The organism is Catellatospora sp. NPDC049111, assembly GCF_040648615.1.
Taxonomy (GTDB): domain Bacteria; phylum Actinomycetota; class Actinomycetes; order Mycobacteriales; family Micromonosporaceae; genus Catellatospora; species Catellatospora aurea.
This window is the reverse complement of record NZ_JBEZEB010000028.1, coordinates 37,251-53,901: the sequence shown is the minus strand read 5'-3', so window position 1 is coordinate 53,901 and position 16,651 is coordinate 37,251. Positions and strand designations below refer to the sequence as shown.

Sequence of the window (16,651 nt, the reverse complement as noted above, 5' to 3'; positions counted from 1 at the left end):
CCTATTCGGCGAGGTGGGCCATCGCACCCGAGGTGACCTGCGGAGCGCCGAAAACGCCGCGCGGCGGGGTCCCGAGGGACACCCGCCGCGCGGTCACATCCGCAACTAGATCTTGGCGACCTGGTTGAAGTTCAGCTCGACCGGGGTCTCCCGACCGAAGATCGACACCAGCACCTTGAGCTTCTGCTGGTCAGCGTTGATCTCGGAGATCGTGGCCGGGAGCGAGGCGAAGGCGCCGTCGGTGACGGTGACCGAGTCGCCGACCTCGAAGTCCAGCACCCGGACCTCGGCCTTGGCCTTCTTCTGGCCGGCGCCGGGCTGCTCCACCGCGGGCAGCAGCCACTTCAGCACCTCGTCGAGGCTCAGCGGCGCCGGGCGGTCAGCCCGGTCCGTCGCGCCCACGAAGCCGGTCACACCCGGGGTGTTGCGCACACACGAGTACGACTCCGGCGTGAGGTCCATGCGGACCAGCAGGTAGCCGGGGAAGACCTTGCTCTGCACCTGGGTGCGCTTGCCGTTCTTGACCTCGACCTCTTCGCGGGTCGGCACCTCGACCTGGAAGATGAACTCCTCCATGTCGAGGCTCGTGATCCGGGTCTCGAGGTTGGTCTTGACCTTGTTCTCGTAACCGGCGTACGAATGCACGACATACCAGTCGCCGGGCGCGAAGCGCAGCTTCTGGCGCAGCTCGGCGGCGGGGTCGAACTCGTCCTCAGCGGGTGCCGTCGCAAGTGCGGGCTCGTCGGTCACCGCGACCGCGGAGGTCACCTCGGTGTCTTCCGTCTGGGCCGTCTCGTCGTACTCAGGCACGTAGCCGCTCACTTCCGTAGTTTGTGTTACTTCGCGTCGCCGAAGACGAACAGCACGCCCTTGGCGTAGGCGAGGTCCAGCAGCGTCACGACAGCCATCATGAACGACACGAAGATCAGGACCACCGCGGTGTACGTCAGCAGCTCGTTCCGCGTCGGCCAGATGACCTTACGCAGCTCGGCGACGATCTCACGGACAAAACGTCCGATACGGCCGAAGAAGCCGACCTTCTCGGCCTTCTCCGCGCTCTTGACCGCGCGCGAGCCCTTGCCGTCAGTCACCTTGCGAGACTTGGTCGCGGTGCCACCGCCGGAGACGCCGGACTCGTCGTCCTGGGTGTCGTCGTCGACAGCGTCGTCGAACACGTCGTCAACGTGCTCGGCCGCGGCGTCCTCGCCACGTCGGTTGCTCTCGGCCACTTCGCCCTACTTCCATCTCGCGGGGTGGTGTCGGAACCGTGTAGGGAACACGATCCCGTGTGCCCGACGCAGTCGCACGAGGAGCACCTGTCACATCTGACCCGCCCCCACGCTGTGGGGCCGATACGGGCCATACGACCATGGTCCACCAGCCGAGGTCGTCGCGGAAGACAACCGGTGGGCCGATTCCCATGATCGCCCACCGCGGGCCGGTAGGCCAGAGCCAGCAGGGGCGACAGGACTCGAACCTGCAACCTGCGGTTTTGGAGACCGCTGCGCTGCCAATTGCGCCACACCCCTGTGCGGGAAAGAGCACCCTGCCGGAGGCCGAAAACCACCGGCGGAGTTCACTAACCCCACGGCCGACCAGTGTACGGGTAGACAGGCGAGTGGGCCAACTGGCACTCCCTATTTTCTCTCGGCACCGGCCGGCCGCCCAATCGAGCCGCCCTCAGATCTGCTTGACCACGACCCTGGCCTGCGCCAACACCTTCTCACCGGCGCAGGTCGCGGTGAGGTCGAAGGTCACCAGATCGTCCTCGGACACGCTCTTGATCACCGCGGTGAACTCCACCTCGGTGCCTTCGTCGGTGTCGGGCACCGGCACCGGACGGGTGAACCTGACCCCGATGTCGAGAACCGCGTCGGCGGAACCGACCCAGCCGGTGACCGCCCGGCCCGCCAGGGCCATGGTGTACATCCCATGTGCGATCACCCCGGGCAGGCCCACGCCGACGGCGGTGCGCTCGCTCCAGTGGATCGGGTTGAAGTCGCCCGACGCGCCCGCGTAGCGGACCAGGTCGGCCCGGGTCACCCGGAACGTCTGCAGGGGCAGCTGCTGCCCCTTCTCGTATGCCATCTCACTCACCATGCCCTCGGACGACGAGCTTGCACACCACGGTCACCACGGGCTCGCCGGCCGGCGTGGCCAGCTCCGCGCGGGTGGTCAGGAAGTCGTGCCCGCCGCGGTGCGTGATGTCGTCGATGCTGCTGACGACGACCAGCTCGTCCCCGGCGACGATCGGGCGGCGGTACGAGAAGCGCTGGTCGCCGTGGACCACGCGGGTGTAGTCCATGCCCAGTTCCGGGTCGGTGACGATCTGCTCCATGGCGGCGAAGCTCAGGATGATCGGGAAGGTGGGCGGGGCCACGACGTCGCGATAGCCGGCCTTCTGCGCGGCCTCCACGTCGTGGTACAGGGCGTCGTCCGCGCCGATGGCGGTGGCGAACTCCCTGATCTTCTCGCGGCCCACCTGGTAGGGCTCGGTCGGCGGATAGGTCCGACCGGTGAATGACTGGTCCAACGGCATACCCGTGAACCTATGCCAGCAGGGGGCGGCCCGATGGGCCGCCCCCTGCTGGGAACGTCTGCTCGACCGTAAGGTCAGCGGGTCTCGCGGTGCGCGGTGTGCTTGCCGCAGCGCGGGCAGAACTTCTTCAGCTCAATCCGATCCGGGTCGTTACGCCGGTTCTTCTTGGTGATGTAGTTCCGCTCCTTGCAGTCCACGCACGCCATGGTGATCTTTGGACGTACGTCAGTCGCCTTGGCCACGGGAGTGCCTTTCTAGAACAAGCTTCTTTGAGTTACCGGCATGCCACGATAGACGACGTCCATCCAGACACGCAAAAAGGCTCGCCATGGCGACCCTCACACCGCGACCAGGGAATATCTCACCGATCTGCGATCTCGCGTTGACTGGCGACACGCGCCAGCGATTCAACACAGCGTAGCGGTGGCCGGAATTGAACCGGCGACACAGCGATTATGAGCCGCTTGCTCTGCCATCTGAGCTACACCGCCGTGGCGGGCACTCCCGGTGGATGCACCGGGAGTCCGGTCGAGCCCCCTTACGGAATCGAACCGTAGACCTTCTCCTTACCATGGAGACGCTCTGCCGACTGAGCTAAGGGGGCGTGCTCGTTGCCAGGTGATTTCCCACCTCGCCGCGCGCCTTGGTAAGAGTACACAACAACCAGCCGCCGCGGAAATCGGGTTACCCCCGGCGCGGCGCGGTGTGGCTCAGCCCACCGCACGCAGGCGGCGAACCTCGCCCAGCGGGGTCGGTTCGGCGTCGGTCTGGGCGCCCAGCCAGGCCTCCAGCCGCTCGTACGGCAATGGCCGGCTGAACAGGAAGCCCTGCCCGATGTCACAGCCGATCTCCTCGAGCAGCTCCAGCGTCAGCTCGCTCTCCACGCCCTCGGCGACCACGCTCAGCCCGAAGTGCCGCGAGATGTCCACCACGGCCCGCACGATGGCCAGGTCACCCGGATCGGTGGCCATGCCCTGCACGAACGAGCGGTCGACCTTCACCTCGTGCACCGGCAGGCGGCGCAGGTAGGACAGGGACGAGTAGCCGGTGCCGAAGTCGTCCACGCTCAGGTGCACGCCGAGGTCGTAGAGCCGGCGCAGGGTCGGCAGCAGCCGGTCGACGCCGTCCACCACGCCGTCCTCGGTGATCTCCAGGGTCAGCCGGTCGGGTGACACGCCGTACTCCTGGAGCAGCTCGTCCACCCGGTCCGGGAACGCCGGGTCGACCAGCGTGCGCGGCGAGAGGTTCACCGCCACCGACAGCGGTCGGCCCGCGTCCACCCACTGGCGGGCCCGCCGCAGGCCCTCCCGCAGCACTACCTCGGTGAGCCGGGCCAACTGCCCGGTGTGCTCGGCCACCGCGACGAAGTCCTCCGGCTGCACCGCGCCGTGCGTCGGGTGCTCCCAGCGGGCCAGGCACTCGACGCCGACCAGGCGGCGGTCCCGCAGCGTGACCTTGGGCTGGAAGTAGACCTCCAGCTCGTCGTTGTCCAGGGCGCGGCGCAGGTCCCCGGCCAGCCCGAGCCGGCGCACCGAGCGCGACTCCAGCGCCAGGTCGAACAGCTGCACTCCGCCGGCCAGCGCCTTCGCCGAGTGGGTCGCCACGTCGGCGCGCTGCAGCAGCGTCGCCGGGTCGGAGCCGTGTTCCGGGTGCAGGCTGAGCCCGACCGCCGTGTCGACGTCCAGCGTCAGCGAACCGAAGGTCATCGGGTCCTGCAGCTGGCCGCGCAGCTCCGCCGCCAGCTGCAGCGCCGCCTCGGCGTTGGGCAGGCGCAGCGTCACCACGAACTCGTCGCCGCCGACCCGGCCGACCAGCGCCGCCGGCGGCGACAGCGTGCGCAGCCGGGTGGCGACCTCGGCCAGCAGTTGGTCGCCCGCGGCGTGGCCGAGCGAGTCGTTGACGTCGCGCAGCCCGTCGACGTCGAACATCAGCACCGCCACGACCTCGCCGGGCGCCCGGACGCGCACGGCCTCCTCCAGCGCCTGGTTGATGCGCCGGCGGTTGGGCAGCGCGGTGAGCGCGTCGTGGTAGGCGTCGAACCGCAGCCGGTCGACCAGGCGGTTGTTCTCGACCGCCACCGCGGCGTGCGCGGCGATCGCCTCCAGCAGGCGGACGTCGTTGGGGTCGAAGGACAGATTGTCACCGAGCCGGCCCGCCACCTCGAGCGTGCCGATGACGGCCGAGCTGGCCCGCAGCGGCACGACGATGGCGTCCTTGGTGCCGTGCTCGCGCAGTTGCGTGCGCAGCTGGTCGTCGCCGAGCTTGGCACTCGCGGCGACCGTCTGCCCGGTCTCGACCGCCTGCTTTCGCAGGGACTCCGGCGTGCCCGCCACGTCGAGCAGGCCCTTGTCGTCGGCCCGCGCGCTGAGCAGCACCTCGGGGTGGCGGCCCTGGGCGGGCAGCCACAGCGTGGCGTACTCCGCCTGCAGCAGCCGCCGAACCCGGCCCAGCAGGACGTCGGGCAGGGTGCCGTCATGCGGGGTGTCGGAGATGGCGCCGGTGAGGTCGTAGATCTCGGTCAGTGTGCGGTGCTGGTTCGAGGAGCGCGCATATGACCGGTACATGAGGAAGAAGAATGCGACCAGCACGGCGAGCAGCAGGTAGGCCGCCGGGCCCTGCTGCAGGATCACCAGCACGGCCAGGCCGATGGTGGTGTTGACGACGGCCACGACAGCGCCGGGCACCGCCGTGGAGGCCAGCTCCTGCGGCGCGAGCCGGCCCTGCACCAGGCTGATGACACCCGCGACGCCGGCGACCTGCACGGCGTCCGTGGTCAGCACGGCGACGGCCAGCACGGCCCACGTCCCCGGGTCCCTCGGGTCGATCGGGCCGCCGCTCAATACGACGAGGTTCGCGCAGGCGGTGCCCGCGGCCATGAGCGCGATGTTGAAGGCGGCCTTGACCGGCACCGTGCCGCGACGCCACTGGACGAACGCGTAGACCAGCACTCGCACCACGAGCAGCGTCACCGGCGGCAGATAGGCCAGGGCGAGCACGAACGGGATGTCTGCCAGCGTGACGACGAAATGATGACGCCGGATCTCGAACTGGACCACGGCCATCTCGGCGCCGAGGAAGAGCCCGAGGAAGATCAGCGCCAGGTCCCAGTCGCCCACAGGCGGCGCGACGCTCCGGTTCACCACCAGCGCCGTCAGCCCCAGGGTGATCAGGACGAGCGGTCCGGTGATCAGCCACGCGAGCTCCGCGGAACGCTGGGCGCGTCGGATAGCTCTAGCCAATGCCGTTGTCCGCTCCGCTCAGACCGATCTGGGACCACGGGGCCTGCCCGGTCAGCCCCAGTCGGTGGACTCCGTACGGACGATGGGGCCGCCCAGGTCCTGCTCGCCGCCGTCCGGCTGGACCGGCTGGACGATTCCCCAGTCGGTGCTGAGCAGCTCCGCCACCGGCTCGGCCGGCTTGTCCGACGTCTCCCGGTCCGCCAAAGCCGGGTTCGCGACGCCGAGAGCAGCCGCGCTGAGAGCGAGGAGGACAGCTCCACGGCTCATCAGACGGCCAAGCCTGCGTGTGCGCATCTTCGACTCCATAGGACAGCAGAAAAGATAAGGGACTGCCATGGATCGTGCCACAGTCGCTGGCACGGAGGAAGTCCGGATGACGTGCCACGCCGCCGACACGCGGATAAATAGCCGTTCGGTGGTGATTCGAATATCCGGCCGAACCAGCCCTCCCGACGGCAGGTGCGCGAAGCAACACTGTACGTCCCCGGGCGTGCCCCGAACAGTCTTTGACCGTGGTTCGAACATGTGTACGATACCGCCATGATGCGACTGGTAGAGCACCGCTGGAACGGCACCACCGCCAGCTACCGGCGCCAGGACGTGTTCCTGCGCGTCAACCCGGCCGGGCCGTGGGAGGTCGAGCACCGCCAGCACGGGCGCTCCGTGATGCGGGAGTACGCCACCGAGCGGGAAGCCCGGCGGGTCGCCGACGGCCTGTGCGCGCAGGGCGAATGGCGCAACTTGGAGCACCTGCACCGCTGACCGCGCCGGGGCCGCCACCGCGAGGCGCCCCTCCCCGCCGGTCAGCGGGCCAGCAGTGCCACGAAGTCGTCCACCAGCTTGATCTGCCGCCGCGGCGGAAACCGATCCGGGTCGAAGAGCGCCTGCACCACCAGCCCGTGCGCGAACCCGGCCGCGGTGGCCACGACGTCGTCGGGATCGGCGTCGGCCGGCAACTGCCCCAAGCGGACGGCCGCCTCGACGTGCGGCCGCAGCATGCCCCGCCAGCGTTCGTATCGCCGCAGCTCAGCCGCAGCGAGTTCGTCGTCCCCTAGTGCGGCGTCCCAGAAGCTCACCCACACTCGGTTCATCGCGGCGATCTCCGGGTCCAGCGGCATCACGTGCAGCAGCGCGGCACGCAGGCCAGGCAGCCCTTCACCCTCGGCCACCGGGCGCTCGCGTCGCTGCCCGTGCTCGTGCGCCACCTCCAGCGCATGGCGCATCAGCGCCTTCTTACTGGGGAAATAATGCGTGAGCAGCCCCGTCGACGCACCCAGCTGCGCGGCGACGGCGCGCAAGGTCAGCCCGCCGAAGCCCCTCGCCGCGAGCACCTCCCACACCGCCTGGGAAACGTCCCGACGCCGGGCGTCATGGTCACCGCGTGCGGGCATCGCCACTCCTCTGGTCCATCGGCTACGCTACGCCAACATACATAACAAACGTTTGGTACGCGAGACTGGAGCCCCCGTGCTGACCCACCGCCTCACCGACACCGCCGAGATGCGCGCCCTCGAACCCGCCTACGCCGAGCAGTTCGCGGCCTTCATCGAGCGGCACCGCGCCCATCTCGCGCCCTGGCTGCCGTGGTCCGTCGCCCTCACCGACGAGCCGCTGACCCGGGCCTGGCTGCAGCGATACGCCGACGAGGCCGCCCGCGACGGCGGCCGCATCTACGGGATCTGGCTCGACGGCGAACTGGTCGGCGGCACCCTCTTCCGCACGTTCGACGTCCGCTTCTCCACCGCCGAGATCGGCGTCTGGCTCGCCCCGCACGCCGAAGGACGCGGCCTGATCACCCGCGCCGCCACGCGCATGATCGCCTGGGCGGTCGACGAGCGCGGCATCAACCGCATCGAGTGGCGCACCGTGCCCGGCAACGCGCGCAGCATCGCCTGCGCGAAGCGGTTGGGCATGACCCTCGACGGCGTGCTGCGCGAAGCCTTCCCGTACCAGGGCGTGAAGCACGACGCGCAGGTCTACTCGCTGCTCGCCGCCGAGTGGCGGGACCGGACCCGCCGGTAGGCTCCGGCCGGTGACGACACCCTTCGACGACTACGAGCGCCGCCTGTGGCAGGGCCGCGCCGCGGCGTACCGGCGCAGTTTCGCCACCCTGTGCGGGCACACCGCCGGGGTACTGCTCGACGAGGCCCGGGTCGGCGAGCGGACCCGGCTGCTCGACGCGGGCACGGGGACCGGCACCGTCGCGGCGCTCGGCCTGGCGCGCGGCGCGGTCGTCACCGCGGTCGACGCCGAGCAGAGCATGGTCGAGGCGGCCCGCCGCGAGGCGCCCGGCGCCGACGTACGCCACGGTGTGCTGCCCGACCTGCCACTCGACGATCGGTGCTTCGACGCCGTGGTCGGCAACTTCGTCGTCAACCACGTCGGGGACCCCGCTGCGGCGGTCGCGGAACTGCGGCGCGTCACCCGCTCCGGCGGCCGGATCGCGGTGAGCGTCTGGCCGGCTCCCGCACCGCCGCTCCAGCAGCTCTGGGCCACCATCGCGGCTGCCTGCGGCCTGCGCCGCCCGGAATCCGCGCCGCTGGTCGCCGAGGAGCTGAACTTCACCCGGGACACCGACGGGCTCGCGAATCTGCTGCGCGGTGCGGACCTGACCGAGGTCTCGGCGCACACCGTCACCTGGATCCACCGCGCCGACCCCGAGGACTGGTGGGCCGGACCGGCGAACGGGATAGGCGTGCTCGGCGCGATGCTCGCCGTCCTGGACGACGCGGCGGTCGCGGAGGTCAAGGCATGCTACGACCGGACCGTGGCCACCCATCTCGACACGGACGGCCGACTCGCGATGCCCACCGCCGCAGTCATCGCCGCAGGCCAAGTCCCCTGATCGAGACCGTCCCGACCCGGCTTTCACGGCCGGACGGCGGCCACGCATCGACAAACTCATACGTTCGTCCGATCCGGGGCTGCACGCTCGGCCCCTTACCCCTATCCTCGCGGGGTGTTCGAGAACCTCAGTGTCCCTGAAATCCTGTTCCTGTTCGCCGCCGCCGCCCTGCTGGTCGTCGGCCTGGCCTACCTCGGCGGCCGGTCCTTCGCCCGGCGGCGGCCCTCCGGCCAGACCCCCGACTGACCGCTGTTCCACCGAGCGGCAGCGCGCCTAGCGGCTGCCGACCGGCTCCGGCGGCGACACGTCGGCTGGACCGGGTGACGGCGCACCGGCGCCTTCGTCGGCATCGCCAGCGGAGGCGCGGGCGTCGGCCAGCACATCCGCGGGGACGTGCCGTTCGAGGAATCGCCGGGCCAGCCGGGTCGACGGATGGATGGCGACGGTGGCCAGCAGGATGATGCCGGCGATCACCAGCCAACCGGCCGCGCCCCAGCTCAACGCGAGGAAGGTGTACACCGCCGGCGCCCAGACCTTGCCGAGGGTGCCGCTCAGCTCGGCCGCGCCCTGATAGGCGCCGCGCTGGCGCGGATCCATCAGCTCGGCCTCGAAGGACCAGCTCGCCGCCGACAGGTAGAGCTCGGCCCCGGTCACGGTGACGTGGCCCAGCCAGACCAGGGCGATCGTCACCCAGCCGACGGTGTCGTGCGTGGCTAGCGTGATCAGGCAGGAGAGCACGAAGAAGGTCGAGGACAGCCGGATCGCCTTGAGCGCGGTCGGCAGATCCTTGACGCCGCGCGAGGTGACCATCGGCAGGAAGATGCACATCACGGTGTTGGTGGCGAACAGGAAGGCCAGCAGCACCCGCGGCGCGTCGGTCTGCTCGACCAGCCAGAGCGGGATGACGACGTTCAGCAGCACCTGGTTGGTCCAGAACACCCCGCTGAAGAAGGTGGTGAGCAGCCAACCCGGGTTGCGCAGCGGCCCCGGGCCGGGGATGCGCACCTTGCGGTCTTCCGGGGTGCGCTCGTCGTGCGAAGCCTTGGGCAGCCGGGTGACGGCAGCGGCGTTGACCAGGAAGACCGCGGCGGTGAACCAGGGCAGCGCGTGCAGCACCGCGTTGGACTGGAACGCGAGCGCGATGCCGCCCATCACCGAGCCGAGGGTGAAGCCGAGGTTGAGCGCGGAGTACATGTAGGCGCGTGACTTCACCCGCTCGTCCGGCGGCAGCACGTCGATCGTGTACGCCCCGTACGCCGCGGCGCCGAGCGCGCCGATCACCTCCATGCCGACAGCCATGAGCACGTAGCCCTGGAAGTCGGTGATGAACGGCCAGACCGCGAACATCGCCGCCTGCCCGGCAGCGCTGACCGCCCACATCTTCTTCGGCCCGTACCGGTCGACCAGCTTGCCCATCGGCACGGCGGCGAGGAAAGCGGCGATGCCCGCGAGTGTCAGGCCGAGACCGACCTGGGCGGCGGACAGCCCGACGATCTTGGTGAAGAACACCGCCGAGCCGGTCATGAACGTGCCCTCGCCGAGCGCGAACAGCAGCGACTGCACGGACAGGCGGCCCGCCAGGGGCGACGGGGGGCGGGCACGGCCGAGAAGGGCGGAGAGCGTCACCCGGGGATTCTCTGGGTACGGTACGACGGTTGTCGCCCCAATTAACCCGTCCCCGCCACATCCCACAGCGGAGTGGTCAGCGCCGGCCGATGCCGGCGTGCACCTATCGCAGCACTTGCTCAGTGCAGCGTGGTGGTGCCGACTCCGGCGATAAACGCTTCACCGACGTAGTTCCGTCGATCCCGGGCCGCGCTCAAGATGGCCATCGGGTTGCGCCCCTTGAACTCCGCGTCGGGGCGTACCTCCTGGGCAAGCACTCTGAACTCCTGCTTTGCCCCGTCCAGCTTCAGGCTGCGGCCCTGGTCCAGCCCGAAGACGTGCCCGACCTGGAAATTCCCGTGCTGGATGTACGACGCTCCGCGAGTGATGCCCGTCCACGGGTCACCGCCCATGGCCTCCACGACATCGGCCGGTGCCGACTTGGCGTACCGGACATCGAACAGGTAGGCCTTGCCCTCCTCCGCATTCGGCGCGGTGCCGACGAGGCTGACGGAGTCCAGCGTCCCGCTCGGGAACCGCGCGAACTTGAGCGGCTCCACCGCCCACCCGTTACGGACAGACGCGGTTCTCCACCCAGGCATATCCACGATCACGATCGTGTTCGGCTCTCCGTTCGGTAACCGTCCGATGTGATGCGCACCGCCCGGCACCGGGCACGGCGCGTGCGGTACTCACGTTACTAACCGTGACCTGCACAGATAGCCTTTTTGGCCGATCACCGCGCAGGCACCGCGAGCAGGATTCGAGCCTCTGCATGAGCTCCCACCCCGGGAGTGGACACCGGGTTCTGCTCATCGACATCGACCGGACGACCGGACAGCCCGACCGCAGCGCGGCCTAGCCTTCCGCAGACTCCCGCAGCGCCTGAACCGCCTTCACCGCGAAGCCCGGACTCCACCTGAAGGCGTGATCGTCACGCATCTCCAGCACACCCGCCTCGACAAGCGCAAGCAACGCCGCATGGAGCCCGTCTCCCACCGGGTTGACCGTCCAGAACAGGTACTTCACTTCCCCAAAGGGGATGCCTTGATCAATTACGCCCAGCTCAAGAGCAAGACTGTACGCAGCCCCATCGGCATCGACCCAGTCTGAGAGGCGATCTTTTAGGCTCACTGCCGGCTCCAGATGCAGCCTGATCCATTTATGAGCAATTTATCGAACGTTCGTCGGACCGACTGACCGCAGCTCCCACCGCCGGTCACATCCATGATCATTACCGTCAGGGCGCTAGACCCCGGGGTTCCACCACCCAAAGCGAAACGCGGCCCCGACCGTTCTTGCTGGTCAGAACCGCGTTCTTGCTGCTGGTGGCGGGTAGAGGATTCGAACCTCTGTAGCTTTCGCGACGGATTTACAGTCCGCTCCCATTGGCCGCTCGGGCAACCCGCCTGGTAACAGCGCTGCCAGCACCGCACGCGATGTTGGCTCGCTAAGGATAGCGGTACGCCCGCAGCGATGTGCAAGCGGGTTGGACCATGAGCACGGCGCGCCGCCGGATCTGCTAAAACGGTACGCATGGCAGCTAACCCGTCGTTCGACATCGTCAGCAAGGTTGATCGGCAGGAGGTGGACAACGCCCTGCACCAGGCCGAGAAGGAGCTGGGCACGCGGTTCGACTTCCGTGACACGGGGGCATCCATCGCCTGGGCCGGCGAGGAGGGCGTGACCGTCCAGGCCAACACCGAGGACCGGGCGAGGGCCGCGCTCGACGTCTTCAAGGAGAAGCTGATCAAGCGCAACATCTCCCTGAAGTCGCTGGACGCCGGCGAGCCGAAGTCCTCCGGCAAGGTCTACAAGATCGACTGCAAGATCATTCAGGGCATCGACCAGGAGAAGGCCAAGGCCATCTCCAAGAAGATCCGCGACGAGGGCCCCAAGGGCGTCCAGGCGCAGATCCAGGGCGACCAGCTCCGGGTCACCGGCAAGAAGAAGGACGACCTGCAGGAGGTCATCGCCCTGCTCAAGGGAGCCGACTTCGAGGTCGCCCTCCAGTTCACCAACTACCGGTAGCAGTTGCCGGGATCACGGCCCTCGCCCGCGTCAACGCAGGCACCGGGGTCCCGGCACAGCCCCCGCGATTTTGTCGTACGGGTGTCGTACGTTGGTCCTGCCCTCGCGGGGGTCCGAGGCCCTGGTTACGCCTCGGAAGCGCGGGGGTCCAAACGTTGGGAACACGAAAAGGCCCCGCCGTGTGGCGGGGCCTTTTCGTTGGCGTCAGCGCATGTACTGGATGGGGCCGGAGCTGGCGGCCATGGCCTCCAGGCGCCGGACCCGCTCCTCCATCGGCGGGTGCGTCGAGAACAGCGACGCGATACCGCCGCCCTTCAGCGGGTTGTCGATCATCAGGTGGGCGGAGCTGGCGAGCTGCCCCTCGGCGGGCAGCGGCATCTGCTGTACCCCCATGTGGATCTTCTTGAGGGCGCTGGCCAGGGCCAGCGGGTCGTTCGTCAGCTGCGCGCCCGAGGCGTCGGCCTGGAACTCGCGGCTGCGGCTGATGGCGAGCTGGATGATCGTGGCGGCCAGCGGGCCGAGGATCAGCATCATCATCAGCGCCAGCGGGTTGGGGCCGTCCTCGTCGTCGCCGCCGAGCGGGATGAACCAGGCGAGGTTGGCCAGCATCGTGATGATGCCGGCCAGCGCTCCGGCGACGCTGGAGATGAGGATGTCGCGGTTGTAGACGTGCGACAGCTCGTGGCCGATGACGGCGCGCAGTTCGCGGTAGTCGAGGATGCGGGTGATGCCCTCGGTGACCGCGACCGCCGCGTGCTGCGGGTTGCGGCCGGTGGCGAAGGCGTTGGGCTGCATGGTGGGGCTGACGTACAGGCGGGGCATGGGCTGCCCGGCCTGCTGGGACAGTTCGCGCACCATCTGGTGGAGCTGGGGGAAATCAGCCTCGCTGACCGGTTGGGCGCGCATCGAGCGCAGTGCGAGCTTGTCGGAGAAGAAGTAGCTCACACCGTTCATGAGCAGCGACACGATGACGGCGATGAACAGGCCGGTGCTGCCCCCGAACCAGTAGCCGATGCCGAGGATGATCGCTGTCAGCAGGCCCAGTAGGGCTGCGGTCTTCAGACCGTTGTGGCTGTGCATGCCTTCCCTCCACGAGTGGCGCGGTGGGTGTGCCGCGCATCTGGTGCAACCAGTGCTCCTGGCATCCACGTTCCCGCTGCGGGCTGTGAACATGCTGAAAGTTCATGTTATCCGTTGTGAGTGGCTTGCCCGGTTCAAGGCACATCAGCCGCCTCGCGGCAGGGTCACTCGGGACGGCGGTTCACATCGATTTTGATGTGGCCACATCAAAATCGATGTGAAGGCGCACACGACGCACCGCTCGCGCGGGCCGGGCACGCTCGAAGCGCCGAACCGCGGCCGGAGCGTGGTCACCGCCAGGCGGTGACCACGCTGTAGACCAGTTGCGGATCGACGGTCAGCAGCAGCCCCGCCGCGGTGGCCAGGCCGAGGGCCGCGGCGGGGGCCCACGCCACGCGGGCGGCCGGGCCGGCATCGGATCCGCCGGACACGTCGGCCGCGCCGTAGAGCGCCGCGACGGGTCGCCAGTACACGGCGAGGCCGATGACGGAGACCAGGGCGACCAGCAGGGCGAGCCGGTAGGAGTCGACGCGCAGCAGCGCCTGGATCACCGTGATCTTGGCGAAGAGGCCGGCCAGCATCGGCGGCAGGCCGGCCAGGCCGACCAGGGCGAAGGTGAGCGCGGCGGCCCGCCAGGGCGCGGTCCGGCCGAGGCCGCGCAGGTCGGCGAGGCTGCCGCCGTCCGCCGCGTCCGGGCGCAGCGCCACCACCGCGCTGAACGCGGCGAGTTCCAAGACCAGGAAGAACACGGTGTAAGCGAGCGCGGCGTCGAGCAGCCCGTCGGCCTGACCGGCCAGCGCCAGCCCGGTGAGCCCGCCCAGCGGCGCGAGGATGAACCCGGCCTGCGCGATCGAGGACCAGGCGAGCAGGCGTACGGTGCGCCGCTGGCGCAGGGCGACCAGGGTGCCGATCAGCATCGACAGGGCGGCCAGCACGGCCAGGGTGATGCCGGCGGTGACAAACATGCTGCGGTCGTCGCCGGCCGCGCCGGTGGCCAGCACGCCGTCGACGACGATCAGGATCGCCACCACGCCGCCCAGCTTCGAGGCGGTGGACAGGAACGCGGCGACGGGCACGGGCGCGCCCTCGTAGGTGGCCGGGGCCCAGGCGTGCAGGGGCGCCGCGGCGACCTTGAAGCCGAGGCCGACCAGGATCAGCGCGAGGCCGGTGAGCGCGACGGGACGCCACTGCCCCGTGGCGAACAGCGGCGCGGAGACCAGGCCGCGCAGCTGCACGGTGCCCGAGGCGAGGTAGAGCAGCGCCGCGCCGAGCAGGGTCACCGCGGTCGCGGCGACGCTGTTGGCGAAGAAGGTCACTGCGGCCGCCGCGGCTTCGCCCGCGCGCCGCCGGTGCAGCGCCACCAGGGCGTACAGCGGGATGGTCAGTGTCTCCAGCGCCACGATCAGGGTGATCAGGTCGCCCGCGGAGGCGAGGGCGACGCCGCCGGTCATCGCGCACGCGAACAGGAAGACCGTCTCACCGGCGGGGGCGTCGCCACGGCGCAGCGCCGGGACGTAGAGCAGCAGCGCGCCGACGGTCAGTGCCGCCACCAGCACCGCCACCAGGCGGGCCCGGGAGTCGAAGACGAGTGCGCAGTCCACCGGCATGATCGCGTCGCTGCCGGGGGCGGCGAGGCCGGCGCAGAAGGTGCCGATCTGGCGCGGCTCGGTGAAGGCCGCGATCACGGCGGTGGCCAGTGCGCCGAGCAGTCCGACGCCGAGCGGCCAGCGCCAGCGCGGCTGCGTGATCAGATCCACCACCAGCACCGCGAGGGCGGTCCCGGCGGCGACCAGCAGGGGCAGCATCAGTTGCAGGTTCACGGCGCCACCGCTCTCGTCAGGGCGGCCACCGCGTCGGCGGACATGCCCAGCACCAGCATCGGCATCACGCCGAGCAGCAGTGCCAGGGCCACCAGCGGCGACCAGGCGACCAGTTCCGGGACGCGAGCCTCGGGCGCGCCCGCCAGCGCCGCGGCCTGCGGGCCGTGGCTGACCCGGCGCAGCAGGCGCAGCAGGTACGCCGCGGTCAGCGCGCCGCCGATCGCGGCCAGCACCGCCAGCACGGTCCACAGCGTGCCGTCCCGCCGCACGGCGGCGACCACGGCGAACGCCTCGCCCCAGAACCCAGCGAGGCCGGGCAGGCCGAGGCTGCCGAGGGCGGCGAAGCCGAGCACGCCGGCCAGCCAGGGCTGGCGTTCGCGCAGCCCGCCCAGGTCGGCGAGCAGGCCGGTGTGCGCCCGGTCCTTGATCGCACCGGCCAGGAAGAACAGCAGGCCGGTGAGCAGGCCGTGGGCAATGTTGCCGATCAGCGCGGCCTGCAGGCCGATCTCGTTGAGGGTGGCGATGCCGAGCAGCACGAAACCCATGTGCCCGACGGAGGAGTACGCGATAAGGCGTTTGACCTCGGTCTGGGACAGGCAGACCAGCGAGCCGATCAGGATCGCGGCGACAGCGAGCACGCCGAGCGCGGGCGCGAACGCCGAAGCGCCCTCGGGCGTCACGCCGACCCCGACCCGGATCAGGCCGTACGTGCCCATCTTCAGCAGCACTCCGGCCAGGATGACGCTGCCGACGGTAGGGGCCTCGGTGTGCGCGTCGGGCAGCCAGGTGTGCAGCGGCCACAGCGGGCTCTTCACCGCGAACGCGAGCGCGAACAGTCCGAAGATCCACAGCTGGGCGTCGTGCGACAGCAGGCCCTGCTCGGTGGTGAGCCGGGCGATGTCGGCGGTGCCGGTCTGCGTCACCACGGCGACCACGCCGACCAGCAGCAGCACCGACCCGGCCAGGGTGTACAGCGCGAACTTCAGTGCCGCCGCGCGCCGGGCCGGGCCGCCCCAGCCCGCGATGACCGCTGCCATCGGCAGCAGCACCACCTCGAACGCGAGGAAGAACAGCACCAGGTTGAAGGCGAGGAAGGTGCCGAGGATGCCCACCTCGATCACCAGCAGCAGCGCGGCGAGCTGGTTGGCCTGCTCCGGCCGCTGCCACAGCAGGTAGCCGCAGCACAGCAGGGTGAGCAACGCGGTCAGCACGACCAGGGGGTACGAGATGCCGTCCACGCCCAGGTGCAGCCGCAGTTGCAGGTCGGGCACCCACGGCTGGTCGACCTCGTGCCACAGCCCGGACGGCCGGGCGGTCTCCCGGCCGAGCAGCAGCGGCGCGGTCAGCAGCAGGGTGAGCGCCGCGGCGACGGTCGCCACGACCGTGCCGCCGCGGCCACGCACGAGCAGCGCGGCGACGGCGCCGACCAGCGGCACCGCCAACGACCCGATCAGCAGCAACGCGGAAGTGTTCATGCCGCCACCCCGAAGTC

Annotated in this window: 19 protein-coding genes and 4 tRNA genes; 5 read left to right on the top strand and 18 right to left on the bottom strand. The window is 69.9% G+C overall.

The annotated features are described in order from the left end of the window. Positions 1-105: 105 nt before the first annotated feature. From nusG to AB0B66_RS29585, 10 genes are all read right to left on the bottom strand, one after another. On the bottom strand, positions 106-768 hold the full coding sequence (nusG, locus tag AB0B66_RS29630; protein ID WP_239167327.1) for a transcription termination/antitermination protein NusG: 663 nt from the start codon (positions 766-768) through the stop codon (positions 106-108). Between the two features lie 68 nt (positions 769-836). Beyond that, the gene (gene secE / locus AB0B66_RS29625) at positions 837-1,229 is read right to left on the bottom strand and encodes a preprotein translocase subunit SecE (RefSeq protein ID WP_360536119.1); all 393 of its coding nucleotides are present in this window, start codon (positions 1,227-1,229) and stop codon (positions 837-839) included. A gap of 227 nt (positions 1,230-1,456) precedes the next feature. Continuing rightward, positions 1,457-1,529 (bottom strand) — tRNA-Trp (locus tag AB0B66_RS29620). 151 nt (positions 1,530-1,680) lie between these two features. Beyond that, the gene (locus AB0B66_RS29615; protein WP_360536117.1) at positions 1,681-2,088 is read right to left on the bottom strand and encodes a MaoC family dehydratase; all 408 of its coding nucleotides are present in this window, start codon (positions 2,086-2,088) and stop codon (positions 1,681-1,683) included. 1 nt (position 2,089) lies between these two features. Further along, positions 2,090-2,539: a MaoC family dehydratase N-terminal domain-containing protein gene (locus AB0B66_RS29610; RefSeq protein WP_155374068.1), complete on the bottom strand. Its 450-nt coding sequence runs from the start codon at positions 2,537-2,539 to the stop codon at positions 2,090-2,092. A gap of 74 nt (positions 2,540-2,613) precedes the next feature. Then, positions 2,614-2,781, bottom strand: a complete 168-nt coding sequence (rpmG, locus tag AB0B66_RS29605; protein WP_018347744.1) for a 50S ribosomal protein L33 — start codon at positions 2,779-2,781, stop codon at positions 2,614-2,616. Positions 2,782-2,957: 176 nt separating this feature from the next. Then, positions 2,958-3,030: transfer RNA gene (locus tag AB0B66_RS29600), tRNA-Met, on the bottom strand. A 40-nt stretch (positions 3,031-3,070) separates the two neighbouring features. Next, positions 3,071-3,143: transfer RNA gene (locus AB0B66_RS29595), tRNA-Thr, on the bottom strand. A gap of 106 nt (positions 3,144-3,249) precedes the next feature. Further along, positions 3,250-5,778, bottom strand: a complete 2,529-nt coding sequence (locus AB0B66_RS29590) for a sensor domain-containing phosphodiesterase (protein WP_360536114.1) — start codon at positions 5,776-5,778, stop codon at positions 3,250-3,252. A gap of 51 nt (positions 5,779-5,829) precedes the next feature. Then, a complete protein-coding gene (locus AB0B66_RS29585; RefSeq protein ID WP_360536112.1) occupies positions 5,830-6,045 on the bottom strand; it encodes a hypothetical protein in 216 nt (71 codons plus the stop codon). 273 nt (positions 6,046-6,318) lie between these two features. Here AB0B66_RS29585 and AB0B66_RS29580 point away from each other — a divergent pair, with 273 nt between their 5' ends. After that, complete coding sequence (locus tag AB0B66_RS29580; RefSeq protein ID WP_203692245.1) at positions 6,319-6,540, top strand: hypothetical protein; 222 nt, start codon at positions 6,319-6,321, stop codon at positions 6,538-6,540. A 41-nt stretch (positions 6,541-6,581) separates the two neighbouring features. Here the strand turns inward: AB0B66_RS29580 and AB0B66_RS29575 are convergent, their stop codons facing one another. Then, complete coding sequence (locus AB0B66_RS29575) at positions 6,582-7,169, bottom strand: TetR/AcrR family transcriptional regulator (protein ID WP_360536110.1); 588 nt, start codon at positions 7,167-7,169, stop codon at positions 6,582-6,584. A 76-nt stretch (positions 7,170-7,245) separates the two neighbouring features. On the opposite strand from AB0B66_RS29575, the gene AB0B66_RS29570 reads away from it, so the two are divergent. From AB0B66_RS29570 to AB0B66_RS29560, 3 genes are all read left to right on the top strand, one after another. Next, positions 7,246-7,800 carry a GNAT family protein gene (locus AB0B66_RS29570; RefSeq protein ID WP_360536108.1) on the top strand — a complete coding sequence of 185 codons (555 nt, stop codon included), beginning with the start codon at positions 7,246-7,248 and terminating at the stop codon, positions 7,798-7,800. 10 nt (positions 7,801-7,810) lie between these two features. Beyond that, positions 7,811-8,623: a class I SAM-dependent methyltransferase gene (locus AB0B66_RS29565; RefSeq protein ID WP_360536106.1), complete on the top strand. Its 813-nt coding sequence runs from the start codon at positions 7,811-7,813 to the stop codon at positions 8,621-8,623. Between the two features lie 114 nt (positions 8,624-8,737). Beyond that, positions 8,738-8,869 carry a hypothetical protein gene (locus AB0B66_RS29560; RefSeq protein WP_360536104.1) on the top strand — a complete coding sequence of 44 codons (132 nt, stop codon included), beginning with the start codon at positions 8,738-8,740 and terminating at the stop codon, positions 8,867-8,869. 27 nt (positions 8,870-8,896) lie between these two features. On the opposite strand, the gene AB0B66_RS29555 is transcribed toward AB0B66_RS29560, so the two are convergent. The 4 genes from AB0B66_RS29555 to AB0B66_RS29540 all read right to left on the bottom strand — a co-directional run bounded on the left by AB0B66_RS29555 (position 8,897) and on the right by AB0B66_RS29540 (position 11,638). After that, positions 8,897-10,249, bottom strand: coding sequence for an MFS transporter (locus tag AB0B66_RS29555; protein ID WP_360536102.1), 1,353 nt, complete (start codon positions 10,247-10,249; stop codon positions 8,897-8,899). Positions 10,250-10,368: 119 nt separating this feature from the next. Next, positions 10,369-10,788: a hypothetical protein gene (locus tag AB0B66_RS29550; RefSeq protein ID WP_360536100.1), complete on the bottom strand. Its 420-nt coding sequence runs from the start codon at positions 10,786-10,788 to the stop codon at positions 10,369-10,371. Positions 10,789-11,086: 298 nt separating this feature from the next. Continuing rightward, positions 11,087-11,362 carry a hypothetical protein gene (locus tag AB0B66_RS29545; protein WP_360536098.1) on the bottom strand — a complete coding sequence of 92 codons (276 nt, stop codon included), beginning with the start codon at positions 11,360-11,362 and terminating at the stop codon, positions 11,087-11,089. Between the two features lie 192 nt (positions 11,363-11,554). After that, positions 11,555-11,638, bottom strand: a tRNA-Tyr gene (locus AB0B66_RS29540). Between the two features lie 126 nt (positions 11,639-11,764). On the opposite strand from AB0B66_RS29540, the gene AB0B66_RS29535 reads away from it, so the two are divergent. Then, positions 11,765-12,259, top strand: coding sequence for a YajQ family cyclic di-GMP-binding protein (locus AB0B66_RS29535; RefSeq protein WP_360536096.1), 495 nt, complete (start codon positions 11,765-11,767; stop codon positions 12,257-12,259). Between the two features lie 204 nt (positions 12,260-12,463). Here the strand turns inward: AB0B66_RS29535 and htpX are convergent, their stop codons facing one another. From htpX to AB0B66_RS29520, 3 genes are all read right to left on the bottom strand, one after another. Beyond that, positions 12,464-13,339 carry a zinc metalloprotease HtpX gene (gene htpX / locus AB0B66_RS29530; protein ID WP_360536094.1) on the bottom strand — a complete coding sequence of 292 codons (876 nt, stop codon included), beginning with the start codon at positions 13,337-13,339 and terminating at the stop codon, positions 12,464-12,466. A gap of 290 nt (positions 13,340-13,629) precedes the next feature. Continuing rightward, on the bottom strand, positions 13,630-15,144 hold the full coding sequence (locus AB0B66_RS29525) for a proton-conducting transporter membrane subunit (protein WP_360536196.1): 1,515 nt from the start codon (positions 15,142-15,144) through the stop codon (positions 13,630-13,632). Positions 15,145-15,155: 11 nt separating this feature from the next. Further along, positions 15,156-16,634 (bottom strand): NADH-quinone oxidoreductase subunit M, encoded by a 1,479-nt coding sequence (locus AB0B66_RS29520; protein ID WP_360536092.1) that lies wholly within the window; start codon positions 16,632-16,634, stop codon positions 15,156-15,158. Between the last annotated feature and the right edge of the window lie 17 nt (positions 16,635-16,651).

Bases quoted from the DNA above. Each gene is read 5' to 3' on its own strand.
- AB0B66_RS29535 (WP_360536096.1), top strand. From the start codon at position 11,765: ATGGCAGCTAACCCGTCGTTCGACATCGTCAGCAAGGTTGATCGGCAG.
- AB0B66_RS29525 (WP_360536196.1), bottom strand. From the start codon at position 15,144: ATGCTGCCCCTGCTGGTCGCCGCCGGGACCGCCCTCGCGGTGCTGGTG.
- AB0B66_RS29520 (WP_360536092.1), bottom strand. From the start codon at position 16,634: ATGAACACTTCCGCGTTGCTGCTGATCGGGTCGTTGGCGGTGCCGCTG.
- AB0B66_RS29575 (WP_360536110.1), bottom strand. From the start codon at position 7,169: ATGCCCGCACGCGGTGACCATGACGCCCGGCGTCGGGACGTTTCCCAG.
- htpX (WP_360536094.1), bottom strand. From the start codon at position 13,339: ATGCACAGCCACAACGGTCTGAAGACCGCAGCCCTACTGGGCCTGCTG.
- AB0B66_RS29610 (WP_155374068.1), bottom strand. From the start codon at position 2,539: ATGCCGTTGGACCAGTCATTCACCGGTCGGACCTATCCGCCGACCGAG.
- AB0B66_RS29585 (WP_360536112.1), bottom strand. From the start codon at position 6,045: ATGAGCCGTGGAGCTGTCCTCCTCGCTCTCAGCGCGGCTGCTCTCGGC.
- AB0B66_RS29615 (WP_360536117.1), bottom strand. From the start codon at position 2,088: ATGGCATACGAGAAGGGGCAGCAGCTGCCCCTGCAGACGTTCCGGGTG.
- AB0B66_RS29580 (WP_203692245.1), top strand. From the start codon at position 6,319: ATGATGCGACTGGTAGAGCACCGCTGGAACGGCACCACCGCCAGCTAC.